At 70.2% G+C, this 14,288-nt stretch carries 12 protein-coding genes and 1 riboswitch; of the genes, 8 read left to right on the forward strand and 4 right to left on the reverse strand.

Translation table 11 applies throughout. The features are described from left to right. From CIB93_RS11275 to CIB93_RS11290, 4 genes are all read left to right on the forward strand, one after another. Positions 1-1,904 (forward strand): DUF4118 domain-containing protein (locus tag CIB93_RS11275; RefSeq protein WP_096626646.1); only part of this gene is annotated, 1,904 nt, incomplete at its 5' end. Positions 1,905-2,109: 205 nt separating this feature from the next. After that, positions 2,110-3,141, forward strand: coding sequence for a sodium:calcium antiporter (locus tag CIB93_RS11280; protein WP_096626647.1), 1,032 nt, complete (start codon positions 2,110-2,112; stop codon positions 3,139-3,141). Between the two features lie 366 nt (positions 3,142-3,507). Continuing rightward, the gene (locus CIB93_RS11285) at positions 3,508-3,726 is read left to right on the forward strand and encodes a hypothetical protein (RefSeq protein ID WP_096626648.1); all 219 of its coding nucleotides are present in this window, start codon (positions 3,508-3,510) and stop codon (positions 3,724-3,726) included. Between the two features lie 99 nt (positions 3,727-3,825). Further along, complete coding sequence (locus CIB93_RS11290; RefSeq protein WP_096626649.1) at positions 3,826-4,851, forward strand: sporulation protein; 1,026 nt, start codon at positions 3,826-3,828, stop codon at positions 4,849-4,851. 112 nt (positions 4,852-4,963) lie between these two features. Here CIB93_RS11290 and CIB93_RS11295 read toward each other — a convergent pair whose 3' ends face one another. The 4 genes from CIB93_RS11295 to gcvT all read right to left on the reverse strand — a co-directional run bounded on the left by CIB93_RS11295 (position 4,964) and on the right by gcvT (position 9,415). Further along, entirely contained in the window at positions 4,964-6,349 is a 1,386-nt protein-coding gene (locus CIB93_RS11295) for an L-serine ammonia-lyase (RefSeq protein WP_096626650.1), read from the reverse strand. 172 nt (positions 6,350-6,521) lie between these two features. Then, positions 6,522-7,781 (reverse strand): serine hydroxymethyltransferase, encoded by a 1,260-nt coding sequence (gene glyA / locus CIB93_RS11300; RefSeq protein ID WP_096626651.1) that lies wholly within the window; start codon positions 7,779-7,781, stop codon positions 6,522-6,524. An 18-nt stretch (positions 7,782-7,799) separates the two neighbouring features. Next, on the reverse strand, positions 7,800-8,177 hold the full coding sequence (gene gcvH, locus CIB93_RS11305) for a glycine cleavage system protein GcvH (protein ID WP_018492303.1): 378 nt from the start codon (positions 8,175-8,177) through the stop codon (positions 7,800-7,802). A 122-nt stretch (positions 8,178-8,299) separates the two neighbouring features. After that, positions 8,300-9,415 (reverse strand): glycine cleavage system aminomethyltransferase GcvT, encoded by a 1,116-nt coding sequence (gcvT, locus tag CIB93_RS11310; protein ID WP_096626652.1) that lies wholly within the window; start codon positions 9,413-9,415, stop codon positions 8,300-8,302. 177 nt (positions 9,416-9,592) lie between these two features. Then, positions 9,593-9,690, reverse strand: a riboswitch (glycine riboswitch). A gap of 163 nt (positions 9,691-9,853) precedes the next feature. Between gcvT and CIB93_RS11315 the strand changes: the two genes are divergently transcribed. From CIB93_RS11315 to CIB93_RS11330, 4 genes are all read left to right on the forward strand, one after another. Next, positions 9,854-10,552 (forward strand): AAA family ATPase, encoded by a 699-nt coding sequence (locus CIB93_RS11315; RefSeq protein ID WP_096626653.1) that lies wholly within the window; start codon positions 9,854-9,856, stop codon positions 10,550-10,552. Between the two features lie 86 nt (positions 10,553-10,638). Next, on the forward strand, positions 10,639-11,409 hold the full coding sequence (locus CIB93_RS11320; protein WP_096626654.1) for an enhanced serine sensitivity protein SseB: 771 nt from the start codon (positions 10,639-10,641) through the stop codon (positions 11,407-11,409). Between the two features lie 193 nt (positions 11,410-11,602). Then, positions 11,603-12,349 carry an enhanced serine sensitivity protein SseB C-terminal domain-containing protein gene (locus CIB93_RS11325; RefSeq protein WP_096626655.1) on the forward strand — a complete coding sequence of 249 codons (747 nt, stop codon included), beginning with the start codon at positions 11,603-11,605 and terminating at the stop codon, positions 12,347-12,349. Between the two features lie 220 nt (positions 12,350-12,569). Next, positions 12,570-14,240 carry an ABC transporter substrate-binding protein gene (locus CIB93_RS11330; RefSeq protein WP_096626656.1) on the forward strand — a complete coding sequence of 557 codons (1,671 nt, stop codon included), beginning with the start codon at positions 12,570-12,572 and terminating at the stop codon, positions 14,238-14,240. The last annotated feature ends 48 nt before the right edge of the window (positions 14,241-14,288 follow it).

The following is a 14,288-nucleotide window of genomic DNA, read 5'->3' on the forward strand; positions in this document are numbered from 1 at the left end:
ACGAGTACCTCCAGCAGTACCGGGGCGAGCACGACATCCGCACCACCTGGCAGGCCCGCGAACGCATCGTCGTCGGCCTCACCGGCGGACCCGAAGGACGCACCCTCATCCGCCGCGCCGCACGCCTGGCGGAGAAGGGCGCGGGCGGGGAGGTGCTGGCCGTGTACATCGCCGCGAGCGACGGGCTGAAGGCCGTGTCGCCGAAGGAGCTGGCCGTCCAGCGCACCCTGGTCGAGGACCTCGGCGGCACCTTCCACCACGTCATCGGCGAGGACGTGCCCTCGGCGCTGCTCGAATTCGCCCGTGGGGTCAACGCCACGCAGATCGTGCTCGGTGTCAGCCGCCGCAGAGCATGGCAGTACGTCCTCGGGCCCGGGGTCAGCGCCACGGTCGCTCGCGAGTCGGGCCCCGATCTCGACGTCCACATCGTCACGCACGCCGCCGCCGCCCAGGGCCGCGGGCTACCGATCGCCCGCGGCGCCCGGCTCGGGCGGGCCCGGATCGTCTGGGGCTGGCTCGTCGGCGTCGCCGGGCCCGCCCTCCTCACCCTGCTGTTCAAGACCGTCGTTCCCGACCTCGGGCTCGCCAACGACATGCTGCTGTTCCTCACCTTCACCGTCGCTGCGGCTCTGCTCGGCGGCATGCTGCCCGCCCTCGCCTCGGCAGCCTTCGGCTCCCTGCTGCTCAACTACTTCTTCACCACGCCCATGCACCGCCTCACGATCTCCGACCCGAAGAACATCGTCGCCATCGTGATCTTCGCCGGTGTGGCCGTGTCCGTCTCCTCCGTCGTCGATCTGGCAGCCCGCCGTACCCACCAGGCGGCACGTCTGCGTGCGGAGTCGGAGATCCTCTCCTTCCTCGCGGGCAGCATCCTGCGGGGCGAGAACTCCCTCGACGCCCTGCTGGAGCGGCTCCGGGAGACTTTCGCCATGGACTCCGTCGCCCTGCTGGAGCGCGACGGCGAGGTCGAGCCCTGGTCGTGCGCGGCGGCGGTCGGCGGCCCCCCGGTCGGCCGTCCCGAAGACGCCGACGTCGACATACCTGTGGGAGACAACCTGGCTCTGGTCCTGAGCGGCCGGGCGCTGCGTGCCGAGGACCGCCGGGTCCTGGGCGCCTTCGCGGCCCAGGCGGTCGTGGCACTGGACCGGCAGCGTCTGGTCGGGCAGGCGGAGGAGGCGCGGAAGCTCGCCGAGAGCGACCGTTTCCGCACGGCTCTCCTCGCCGCCGTCAGCCACGACCTCCGTACGCCCCTGGCCGGGATCAAGGCGTCGGTGACCTCGCTGCGTTCCCATGACGTCGCCTGGTCGGAGACCGACCGCGATGCCCTCCTCGAAGGCATCGAGGAGGGGGCGGACCGGCTGTCCGCGCTGATCGGCAACCTCCTGGACATGTCCCGCCTCAACACGGGCACCGTCGTACCGCTGATCCGGGAGACGGATCTGGACGAGGTCGTCCCCATGGCACTGGGCGGTGTCCCCGAGGGCAGCGTGGAGCTGGACATCCCGGAGACCCTGCCGATGGTCGCCGTCGACCGTGGTCTGCTGGAACGCATCGTCGCCAACATCGTCGAGAACGCGGTCAAGTACAGCCCGGAGCACCGCTCCGTCCTCGTCTCCGCCAGCAGCCTGCACGACCGGGTCGAACTCCGCGTCGTCGACCGCGGACCCGGCGTCCCCGACGCGGCCAAGGGACACATCTTCGAACCGTTCCAGCGACTCGGAGACGCCCCACGAGGCGCTGGAGTGGGGCTCGGCCTGGCGGTCGCGCGGGGTTTCACCGAGGCCATCGGCGCCACCCTCACCGCCGAGGACACCCCGGGCGGAGGCCTCACCATGGTCCTCACCCTGCCCCGGACCGCCACCGGACCTCCGGCTTCCCCCGCCGGCCACGGTGCTGGGTGACCTGGTGGATCCGAGCCACGGGAGGGGTTGAGTCCGCATGTCTGTCCTCATGTCCGCGGAACTGTGAAGTCAGGGAGTCCCTCGACGAACCCGGCCTGCCGCTTGTCCCGGTGCGGCGGGCGGCAGGTGTGGAGCGCGTGGTACGTGGTAAGAGAGAGTCGGCTACTCTCCGCTACCTCGTATCGCTGAAGGGTTCTGTGCTCACATGCTGACCGACGTATGGCCGTTGAGCTGGAGCGTCGGAATCTTCCTGCTGGCCATGGCCGTCACCGTGGTGTGCAGCATCCGGCTCGCAGGGGTGGGCGACACCCTCGCCGACCGTACCGGCTGGGGAGAAGCCCTGTTCGGCGCGGTGCTGTTCGGCCTGGTGACGTCCCTCTCGGGCATCGTGATGACCGCGGTCAGCGCCGCCGCGGATCAGCCGGATCTCGCGTACAGCAACGCTGTGGGCGGTATCGCGGCACAGACCCTCGCGCTCGTCGTCGCCGATGCCTTCCTGCGGAGAGTGAATCTCGAACACGCCGCCGCGTCGCTGCCCAACATGCTGTTCGGCTGCCTGTTGATCGGCTTGTTGGGCATCGCCCTGATGGCCACGTTCAGCCCATCGGTCACCGTTCTGGGCCTGCACCCCGCGTCCGTGGTGATGGTGGCCTTCTACGTCGGGGGTCTCCAGCTCATCCGTTCCTACGGCGAACCCATGTGGCGGGCGGTGCCCACGAGGGACACGGTTTCCGACGTCGCGAGCGAAGAGACCGAGGGACTCGCCGGTCACAGGACATCGCGGCTCTGGAGCGAGTTCCTGGCCGTGGCGGTCCTCGTCGTGATCGGAGGGTGGGCGGTGGCCCGCGCCGCGGAGGGCATCGTCGAACACACCGGCCTGAGCGCCGGATTCGTCGGGGCCCTGTTCATGGGCCTGGTCAACGCCCTCCCGGAAACGGTCACGTCCATCGCGGCCGTCCGCCGCGGAGCCGTCACCCTGGCCGTGGCCGCCATCGTCGGCGGAAACTGCCTGGACGCCCTCAACCTCGTCGTCGGTGACATCGCCTATCGAGGCGGTTCTCTGTTCCACGCCGCCAACCTGGACGAGCTGTTCCTCACGAGTGGTGCGCTGGTCATGACAGCGGTCCTGCTCGGGGGGCTGCTCGTCCGCCAGAAGCGCGGCTGGCTCAGGATCGGCTTCGACGGGATCCTGCTCATCACCATTTACGTGAGCACCATTGCCGTGCTTGCCTTCTGACGGCCGCGATCCGCCCCACAGCGCTCACAGCGGCACCGAGCCGCCGGGCCCGGCGTCCGCCTGCCGCCGCGACGATGCAGGGCGACGAGGCTCGAACAGCGCGGCTCGATCTGCCACAACTGCCGCACCGCGGACCCCTCCTGACGACCACTGCGCATGGGAGCCAGGACTGCTCCGGCCCCCAGGGTCACCTGATCGCGTCGTAGCCGCGTCCGCCATACGGAGGTTCCGATTCAAGCACTCCACGGCCGTCCACCTTCTATGCTCTACATGTTTGTAGATTGCGCGCCGGCGGGGCGGAGGTCCGCAACTCCGGGGCGTGGATTCGCGTGCTCCGTGGAGCGCGCCATGAGGAGGGGAACGAGCATGGCTTCGATGGATCTTGACAAGGTGCTGGACAAGGCGTGGGCGGACAAGAGCCTGCCCGAGGTGCTGGCGGCGCCGGTGTCCGCTCTCAAGGGGGTCTCGGACCGGCAGGGCGACCTGCTCAAGGAAGCGTTCGGCATCAAGACCGTAGCCGACCTTGCCAAGTTGAAGTACGTCGGCTGGGCACAGGCCCTGGCCGCGCTGGACGAGGCCAAGTAGCCCTCCCCGCTGTCGGAACAAGTGGTGCCGCGGACCGGGCCTTCCCCGCGGCACCACCCCCGTACGAACCACACACGCAAGACGAAGGAGAACGCCACGATGGTGTTCAAGCGACTGCTCGGCTCCATGGGGGTCGGCGGCCCGTCCGTGGACACGGTCCTCGCCCCCGGGGCCGCGCTGCCCGGTGGGGGCTTGACCGGGGAGGTTCACCTCAGCGGAGGTCGGGCCGACTTCGACATCGAGCACATCACGCTTGAGCTTCTCGCCCGTGCGGAGGCCGAGCACGACGACGGCGAGCACGAGGGCATGGTGGTCTTCGAGCGGTTCAGCGTCGGCGGTGGCTTCCGCCTGGCCGAGGGCGAGCACCGCACGGTGCCGTTCGCGATCACGCTGCCCTGGGAAACCCCCGTAACCGAGCTTCACGGCCAGCCGCTCGGCATCGTCCTGGGAGTGCGCACCGAGCTCGCGGTGGCCGGTGCCAGGGACCAGGGCGACCTCGACCCTCTCGCGGTCCGCCCCCTGCCGGTGCAGGAGGCGATCCTGGAGGCCTTCGGGCAGCTCGGCCTCGGCTTCAAGTCCGCGGACCTGGAGTACGGCCGGATCCACGGCACTGGTCAGCAGTTGCCGTTCTACCAGGAGATCGAGCTCACCCCGCCCCCGCAGTACGCCGACCGGATCACGGAAATCGAGGTGACCTTCCTGGCCGACCCCGCGGGTATGGAGGTCATCCTGGAGGCCGACAAGCGAGGCGGCCTGTTCTCCGACGGCCACGACGTCCTGGGCCGGCACCGCGTCAGTCACGATGACACGGATCGCTGCGACTGGAACGCGACGGTCGGCTCCTGGGTCAGCCAGCTGGCCGATGCCCACTCCGTCCGAGTTTCCCACCATCCGTACGGGCACGGCGACCTGTACGACCACCACGTCCACAAGGACGAGCACAGCCACCAAGGACACGACGGGCACCACGGCGGCGAGCGGTCCGGTCCAGGCATGGGCACCGTCGTCGCTGCCGGTGCGGCGGGCCTGGCCGTCGGCGTGGTCGGCGGGATGGTCGCCGCCGAAGCCGTCGACGAGATCGGCGACTTCTTCGAAGGCGACGAGGAAGAGGGCGAGGAGGCGTAAGCCGTCCTGCTCCGACGGAGCCTACGGGGTGGGCGCGGGCGGCGGGCGGGTCGCCAGCCACGGGCCCTGACAGCGCCGAAAGATGAAAACGCGCTGGTCAGGGCCTACGGCCTCAGCACTCGATGATGTTCACCGCGAGGCCGCCGCGCGCGGTCTCCTTGTACTTCACGCTCATATCGGCCCCGGTCTCCTTCATCGTCTTGATGACCTTGTCCAGGGATACCTTGTGGCTGCCGTCGCCCCGCAGCGCCATCTTCGCGGCGGTCACCGCCTTCACCGCCGCCATGCCGTTGCGCTCGATGCACGGGATCTGGACGAGGCCGCCGACCGGGTCGCAGGTCAGGCCGAGGTTGTGCTCCATGCCGATCTCGGCGGCGTTCTCCACCTGCTCGGGGGAGCCGCCCAGGACCTCCGCCAGGGCGCCGGCCGCCATCGAGCAGGCCGAGCCGACCTCGCCCTGGCAGCCGACCTCGGCGCCGGAGATCGAGGCGTTCTCCTTGAACAGCAGGCCGATCGCCCCGGCGGCGAGGAGGAAGCGGACGACGCTGTCCTCCTTCTCCGCCTCGGTGCAGCCGTGGGACGCGAAGTTCATGTAGTAGTGCAGGACGGCGGGGATGATGCCCGCGGCGCCGTTCGTGGGGGCGGTGACGACGCGGCCGCCCGCCGCGTTCTCCTCGTTGACGGCCATCGCGTAGAGGGTGATCCACTCCATCGCGTGGGCCTGCGGGTCGCCCTCGGCGCGCAGCTGGCGGGCCGAGTTCGCGGCGCGGCGGCGGACCTTCAGACCGCCGGGCAGGATGCCCTCGCGGGACATGCCGCGCGAGACGCAGGCCTGCATGACGCGCCAGATGTCCAGCAGGCCGGAGCGGATCTCCGCCTCGGTGCGCCAGGCCAGCTCGTTCTCCAGCATCATCGAGGAGATGGAGAGGCCGGTCTCCCGGGCGAGCCGCAGCAGCTCGTCGCCGGTGCGGAAGGGGTGCCGCAGAACCGTGTCGTCCGGGACGATCGGGTTCTCGCCCGCCACCGCGTCCTCGTCCACGACGAAGCCGCCGCCGACCGAGTAGTACGTCTTCTCCAGGACCGGGGCGCCGTCGGTGTCGTACGCGAAGATCGTCATGCCGTTGGCGTGGTACGGGAGCGCCTTGCGGCGGTGCAGTACCAGGTCCGCGTCGAAGTCGAACGGGATCTCGTGCATGCCCAGCAGGTTGATCCGGCCGTTGCCGCGGATCTCCTCGACCCGGGTGTCGGCGTTCTCCACGTCGACGGTCTGGGGCGACTCGCCCTCCAGGCCGAGCAGGACCGCCTTGGGCGTGCCGTGGCCGTGGCCGGTCGCGCCGAGGGAGCCGTAGAGCTCGGCCCGTATCGAGGCGGTGTGCGCGAGCAGGCCTTCGTTCTTCAGGCGGCGCGCGAACATCCGGGCGGCGCGCATCGGGCCCACCGTGTGGGAGCTGGACGGGCCGATACCGACCGAGAACAGGTCGAAGACCGAGATGGCCACGGGAGGACTCCTTGGGGGTTGGTAGACGCCGTTGTCTGCCGGGTGGTGCGGGGGACAAGCGGGGCGAGAGCGGGGCAAGAAGGATGCGGGGGGACAAGGGACGGGGCACCGCGCTCACTCTCTCCAGTGTGCGCGGTGCCCCGCCCGCATGTGCGGTACCGCAGGCCAGGTGCTACTTCAGGCCGGGGTACAGCGGGAACTTCTCGGCCAGCGCGACCACGCGGGCCTTCAGGTCGTCCGCGTCGTAGGACGGCTTGAGGGCGGACGCGATGATCTCGGCGACCTCGGTGAACTCCTCGGCGCCGAAGCCGCGGGTGGCCAGCGCCGGGGTGCCGATCCGCAGGCCCGAGGTGACCATCGGGGGACGCGGGTCGTTCGGGATGGCGTTGCGGTTGACCGTGATGCCCAGCTCGTGGAGCCGGTCCTCGGCCTGCTGGCCGTCCAGCTCGGAGTTGCGCAGGTCGACCAGGACCAGGTGCACGTCGGTGCCGCCGGAGAGGACGGAGACGCCGACCTCGGTGACGTCCGGCTGCACCAGGCGCTCGGCCAGGATGCGGGCGCCGTCCAGGGTGCGCTGCTGGCGCTCCTTGAACTCCTCGCCCGCCGCGACCTTGAACGAGACCGCCTTGGCCGCGATCACGTGCTCCAGCGGGCCGCCCTGCTGACCGGGGAAGACCGCGGAATTGATCTTCTTGGCGAGCTCCTGGGTGGAGAGGATCACGCCGCCGCGCGGACCGCCGAGGGTCTTGTGCGTGGTGGTGGTGACGACATGGGCGTGCGGCACCGGGTTGGGGTGCAGCCCGGCCGCGACCAGGCCCGCGAAGTGCGCCATGTCGACCATCAGGTACGCGCCGACCTCGTCCGCGATACGGCGGAAGGCGGCGAAGTCCAGCTGGCGCGGGTAGGCGGACCAGCCGGCGACGATCAGCTTCGGCTGGGACTCCTTGGCGAGGCGCTCGACCTCCTCCATGTCCACGGTCCCGCTCTCGTCGACGTGGTACGGGACCACGTTGTAGAGCTTGCCGGAGAAGTTGATCTTCATGCCGTGGGTCAGGTGACCGCCGTGGGCCAGGTTCAGGCCCATGATCGTGTCGCCCGGCTTGAGCAGCGCGAACATCGCGGCGGCGTTCGCCTGGGCGCCGGAGTGCGGCTGGACGTTCGCGGCCTCGGCGCCGAACAGGGCCTTGATCCGGTCGATCGCGATCTGCTCGACGACGTCGACGTGCTCACAGCCGCCGTAGTAGCGGCGGCCCGGGTAGCCCTCGGCGTACTTGTTGGTGAGGACGGAGCCCTGCGCCTCCATGACCGCGACCGGGGCGAAGTTCTCCGAGGCGATCATTTCGAGGGTGGACTGCTGACGGTGGAGCTCGGCGTCGACGGCGGCGGCGACGTCCGGGTCCAGCTCGTGGAGGGAGGAGTTCAGAAGCGACATCAGGGGGTCCCTTGGGTCTCAGTTGCCGGAGAACGCGGTGTACTCGTCGGCGGAGAGCAGGTCGGCCGGCTCCTCCGTGACGCGCACCTTGAACAGCCAGCCGCCCTCGAAGGGAGCGGAGTTCACCAGCGAGGGGTCGTCCACGACGTCCTGGTTGAACGCCGTCACCTCACCGGTCACCGGCGAGTACAGGTCGCTGACGGACTTGGTCGACTCCAGCTCGCCGCAGGTCTCGCCCGCGGTCACCGTGTCACCGACCTCCGGGAGCTGGGCGTAGACGACGTCACCGAGCGCGTTGGCCGCGTACTCCGTGATGCCGATCGTGGCCACGCCGTCCTCGACGGCCGACAGCCACTCGTGCTCCTTGCTGTACCGCAGCTGCTGGGGGTTGCTCATGACCTGAATTCTCCTGTACGCGGGGGAGTGCTGATGAACGGTGGTCTTACGGTGTGAGACGGAGGTACGTCACTTCCGTGACGTCCGAGCGCGGGTGGGGAAGCCCGGTTTCTTCCGGGATATCACTTCTGGCGCTTGTAGAACGGCAGCGCGACGACCTCGTACGGCTCGTGCGTGCCCCGGATGTCCACGCCCACGCCCTCGGTGCCCGGGGCGGCGAAGGCCGCGTCCACGTACGCCATGGCGATCGGCTTGCCCAGGGTGGGGGAGGGGGCGCCGGAGGTGACCTCGCCGATCACCTTGCCGTCGGCGACGACCGAGAAGCCCGCGCGGGGGACCCGGCGGCCCTCGGCGATCAACCCGACCAGCTTGCGCGGCGGGGCGGTCTCGGCGCGCTCGGCGGCGGCGGCCAGGGACTCGCGCCCGACGAAGTCGCCCTCCTTCTCGAACTTCACGACCCGGCCCAGGCCCGCGTCGAACGGGGTCAGCGCGGTCGTCAGCTCGTGCCCGTACAGCGGCATGCCCGCCTCCAGGCGCAGCGTGTCACGGCAGGAGAGCCCGCACGGGATCAAGCCGTGCGCCTCGCCGGCGTCCGTCAGTGCCCGCCACAGCCGCTCGGCGTGCTCGGGCGCGACGAAGAGTTCAAAGCCGTCCTCGCCGGTGTAGCCGGTACGGGCGATGAGCGCCGGGACCCCGGCGACCGTGCCCGGCAGGCCCGCGTAGTACTTCAGCCCGTCCAGGTCGGCGTCGGTGACCGCCTTCATGATCGCGGGGGACTCGGGGCCCTGGACCGCGAGCAGCGCGTACGCGTCCCGGTCGTCGCGCACCTCGGCGTCGAAGCCCTCGGCGCGGGCGGTCAGCGCGTCCAGCACGATCTGGGCGTTGCCCGCGTTGGCGACCACCATGTACTCGGTCTCGCCCAGCCGGTAGACGATCAGGTCGTCGACGATCCCGCCGTCCTCCTGGACGATCATCGTGTAGCGGGCCCGGCCGTTGCCCACGGTGGCGATGTTGCCCACCAGCGCGTAGCTCAGGAAGGCCGCGGCCTCCGGGCCGGTGACGGTGATCTCGCCCATGTGCGACAGGTCGAAGAGCCCGGCCCGGGTCCGTACGGCGTTGTGCTCGTCGCGCTCACTGGCGTACCGCAGCGGCATGTCCCAGCCCGCGAAGTCGGTCATGGTGGCGCCGAGTGAGCGGTGCAGGGCGTCGAGGGCGGTGAGACGGGGGGCAGTGCTCATGGGCAGTGGCTCCAGGGCATGACGACGTCAGGACGGAATCCTCCCCATCTGTCATCGGAACCTGAGAGGTTCGCCGATAGCCCCGCAGGGGGTATGCCCCGGAAGAGGGCGCCCGGTCAGGGGCCTCGGCTTGCACCTTGGGTGGAGCCGCCGAAGCGGCCCGCTTTTCAGATCTGCCTCATCCACGCGGTACGGGGCCTGAGAGATTCAAGGGAGGATCTTGCTCCTTCGGCGCCCGGCTCACACTGTGGCCGGAACTCTCCCGCGCGGATTCGAACGGCCGGTATGCAGTTGGCCGGGTCATCATCGCACGCATCGCGGCGGAGTGGGGAGGCCGGTCCGTGGCGATGTGCGAACCGCGGCGACGGTTGTGCCGCCTTGCCGATTCTTTACACTTCAGGTGCAGGCGGGGGTGGCCCGACAGCAGGGGGATGGGCGATGACGTTGCAGTGGTCGGCACCGACCGCGGGAGTGGCGCACGACGCGATGCCCGCACAGCCCGGCGCACCGGCGCAGGAGCTGCTGAACGACCGCGCGCCGGTGGTACGCGATCTGCGCGGTCGCTCCGGAGACTCCCCCGACAGCCTCGATTTCACCGCCGGGGACATCGTGGTCGTCTCGGGCCTCCCCGGCAGCGGAAAGTCGACTCTCATCCGGCGGACCGTGCAGGGGGACGCCGTCGACTCCCAGAACACCCGGGACAGCTGGGCCGCCGCCCTTCCACGCTTACTCCCCTACGCCCTGTACCGCCCCCTGGTGCGCGCCACCCACTACCTCGGACTCCGCAAGGCCCTGCGCGCCGGCGCGTCCGTCGTCGTGCACGACTGCGGCACCCAGGCCTGGGTGCGCCGCTGGCTCGCCCGGCACGCCGCCGGCCGCGGCCGCACCCTCCATCTCATCCTGCTCGACGTGACCCCCGAGGTGGCCCGGCAGGGGCAGCGCGAACGCGGCCGCGGAGTCTCCGGTTACGCCTTCGCCCGCCACCGGCACGCGGTGGCCCGGCTGCTCGCCGACGTCGAACAGGGGCTGCTGCCCGCTGGATGCACCTCGGCGGTCCTGCTGGACCGCGAGGCCGCGGGCGCGCTCGACCGGATCACCTTCACGCAGGCCGAGGCCCCGCCCGCCCGATCCGGTTAGGGTGCTGGCCGAAGAGCTTCACGGCAGCGGCCGGGGAGCGACGGCCGCGACCCGGGCCGAGACGGCTGAGAGAGGGCACAGAGGCAGTGGACATTCCGGCACCCGTCCCGGCACACCCCCAGCAGGGGTGGCCCGCCAACGAGCTCGAAGAGGTGCTGACCGCCTCGCTCGGCGTCGATGACGCGGGCGGCCGCCTCGTCGAGGTGCTCGGCCGCAGCTCCGTGTGGGTGCCGTTGCCCAACGGCGGCACCCCCGCCAGCGCCGACCTCGACCTGCCGATGATGGAGATCGACGGGGCCGCCTTCGTCCCCGTCTTCAGCTCCGAGGGCCAGTTCCTGAGCTGCGTCGGCAGCCATATGTCCTTCGCCGTGGCGCCCGCCCGTGACTTCGCCCGGGGCCTGCCCCCGCAGGTCGGCATCGCCGTGAACCCGGGCGGCGCCGTCGGCATACCGCTGCCGCCGCCCGCCGTCGCCGAACTGTGCCGGGCCGGACGCACCGCCCTGGACGGACCCGCCACCGGCGGCCGGGTCCGGCTGTACGAGCCGGACTGGCAGCACGACCCGGTCGACTTCCTCACCGCCGTCTCCGAGGAGTTCGAGGCCTCGGGTGTGGTGAGCACCGCCCGCCGGGCGCTCGCCAGCATCGAGGGCGGCGACCCCGTCCTCTTCGTCGGCGTCGAGTTCGCCACCTGGGACGGGGCGGGCCAGAGCGCTCCCATGGACGCCCTCGGCCGCGCGCTCGGCCGCGTGGAGGTGCCCTGGCCGGTGAACCTGGTCCTGCTGGACGTGGCCCAGGACCTCGTCGGCGACTGGATGCGCGAGAAGGTGCGCCCGTTCTACCGGCGCGAGGGCCACTGACCGCGAGCGAAGGCGCCCGCGTGCCGACGATCCCGGACCGTGGCGTCAAGCCGGTGTCTGAAGCGGCGCATAAGCTGGTTTGATGGCGAAGCCGCTCCCGTGGGCCCGGAGCGGCGTGAATCCGATGGAACGACGAGGGGCGGGACCCAGGGTGAGTGCGTCGGGCACTGCGGCGGCAGGGCAGGTCGAGCACATGCTGCGCCAGGTGACCCCCGGGCGGTACGACAGCTACGAGGCGCTGCTCGCCGCCCTCGCCGACGGCCGGATCTGGATGCTGCTCTGGCACGGCACAGCCGGTTCCCCCGACGCCCAGTACGGCAACATGGAGATCGACGGCCTGGGTTACGCCCCGTGCGTCACCTCCGCCCAGGAGCTCTCCGCCAGCGGCTGGAACCGGGCCCACGAGCTCGTCACCGGGCGCGAGATCGCCCGCGCCCTGTTCCCGGACCGCTGGGGCATCTGGCTCAACCCGCACGCTCCCGGCGGCGGCGTCGGCGTCCCCTGGCTCGACCTGCGCCGGATCGCCACCGGTCTCGACCGGCTGCCCGCCGGGCCGCTCCGGCTGACCGAGCCCGCCATCGAACTCCCGCAGTTCTACGCCCTGCTCACGCAGAACGCCCACCGCACCGCCGCGGTCCGCTCCCTGCGCCGCGCCTGGGTCCACCCCGCGGTCGGCGTCCCGTATCTCGCCATCGGCCTCGACCTCTACGACACCGGCCGCGCCTCCGTCGAGGCGGTGCGCGCGATGATGCGGGAGTCGGTCGGCGCGGTCCCCGACGGGCTGCCGGTCTCCACCGTCGCCATGTCCGACGAGTACGACCCCGTGGCGATGTGGCTGCACGCCAACGCGCGCCCCTTCTACGACCGTGAGGCGCACGCCCCCGCGGGCTCCCCGCCCGTCGCCGCCCCCGGTTACGGATATCCGCCCCAGCACCGCTGAGCTGCGCCGGAGGCGTGCGAGGTCCAGGCCGCCGGGGTGAACTTCCCCAGATGTCCGGCTTGTTAACTCCGGGCGGGAGGATGTCCCGTAACTGGACGGTTTGTTAACTGTCCGGGTCTCGACTAGGTCTCACCGCTATCCGGACTGTTCTCTTGCGGTGTACCCCGTCTGTAGTGTGCGGCCATCAAACCTCACCACATGGCGAACCAGGGGTGGACCCATGCGCATATTCAAGTCCCGGACTGCCCGGGCGATCACGACAGCGGTCGCTGTCGGTCTGATCGCCACGGGCTGTTCCAGCGAGCGGGACGGGGGCGAATCCAAGGGGGGAGACAAGGACACCTTCGTCTTCGCCGGATCCGGTGACCCCGGTTCCCTCGACCCCGCCCTCGCGAGCGACGGCGAAACGTTCCGAGTCACCCGCCAGGCCTTCGAGGCGCTGCTGGAGCACGAGCCCGGCGGCAGCAAGCTCGTCGGCGGTCTCGCCGAGAACTGGGAGAGCGACCCGGCCGGCAAGGTCTGGACGTTCAACCTGCGCGAGAACGTGAAGTTCCACGACGGCGAGGCGTTCAACGCCGCCGCGGTCTGCGCGAACTACGACTACTGGTTCAACTGGAAGGGCACGTACCAGTCCAGCGCGGTCTCCTACTACTGGCAGTCCATCATGGGCGGGTTCGCGAAGAACGAGGACCCCGAGACGCCCAAGCCGAACTACAAGTCCTGCACCGCCAAGGACGAGAACACGGCCGTCATCGAGGTGAACGAGCCCTCGGCGAACCTGCCGGGCGGATTCTCCCTCCAGGCGCTCGCGATCCACTCGCCGAAGGCGCTCAAGGAGTACGCGAAGCAGGACGCGACCGCCAAGGGCGACGCGATCACGTACCCCAAGTACAGCCAGGAGGCCGGCACGGTCGCCGGTACCGGCCCGTACAAGATCGTCAAGTGGAACAAGGGCAACAAGGAAGTCTCCCTTGAGCGCTTCGACGACTACTGGGGCGACAAGGCCAAGGTGAAGAACCTGGTCTTCCGCACCATCTCCACCGAGGAGACCCGCCGCCAGGCCCTCCAGGCCGGTGACATCGACGGCTACGACCTGGTCGCCCCGGCCGATGTGACGACGCTGGAGAAGCAGGGTTACGAGGTCCCGACCCGTGACGTCTTCAACATCTTCTACGTCGGCATGAGCCAGGGCGCGAACCCGGCGCTGAAGAAGCCCGAGGTCCGTCAGGCGATCACGCACGCCATCGACCGCGAGAACCTCGTCAACACCCAGCTGCCCGCGGGCGGCAAGGTCGGCACCCAGTTCATGCCCGACACGGTCGCCGGCTACTCGGACAAGGTGAAGACGTACCCGTTCGACACCGCCAGGGCGAAGGACCTCCTCAAGCAGGCCGGTGAGGAGAAGCTGAGCATCGACTTCTGCTACCCGACCGAGGTCACCCGCCCGTACATGCCTGCCCCGCAGGACCTGTTCGAGCTGATGAAGGCCGACCTGGAGAAGGCCGGCATCACGGTCAAGCCGAAGGCCATGAAGTGGGCCCCGGACTACCTGGACGCCACCGAGGCCGGCTCCTGCGCCCTGCACCTGCTCGGCTGGACCGGTGACTTCAACGACGGCTTCAACTTCATCGGCACCTGGTTCGCCGGGCCCGACAAGCAGTGGGGCTTCAAGGACCAGAAGGTCTTCGACGCCGTGAACGCCGCTTCCAAGGCCACCGACTCCACCGAGCGCACGGAGGCCTACAAGAAGGCCAACGAGGTGATCATGGAGTACGTCCCGGGCGTGCCGATCTCCTCCTCGCCGCCGGCCATCGCGTTCGCCAAGAACGTCAACCCGCCGAAGGTCTCCCCGCTGACGCAGGAGAACTTCGCCGAGGTCTCCTTCAAGTAATCGCACACCAGCGGGTCCGCCCGGCCACAGCAGTCAGGTGGCCGGGCG

The sequence above is a fragment of the Streptomyces sp. WZ.A104 genome (assembly GCF_002382885.1).
GTDB lineage: Bacteria > Actinomycetota > Actinomycetes > Streptomycetales > Streptomycetaceae > Streptomyces.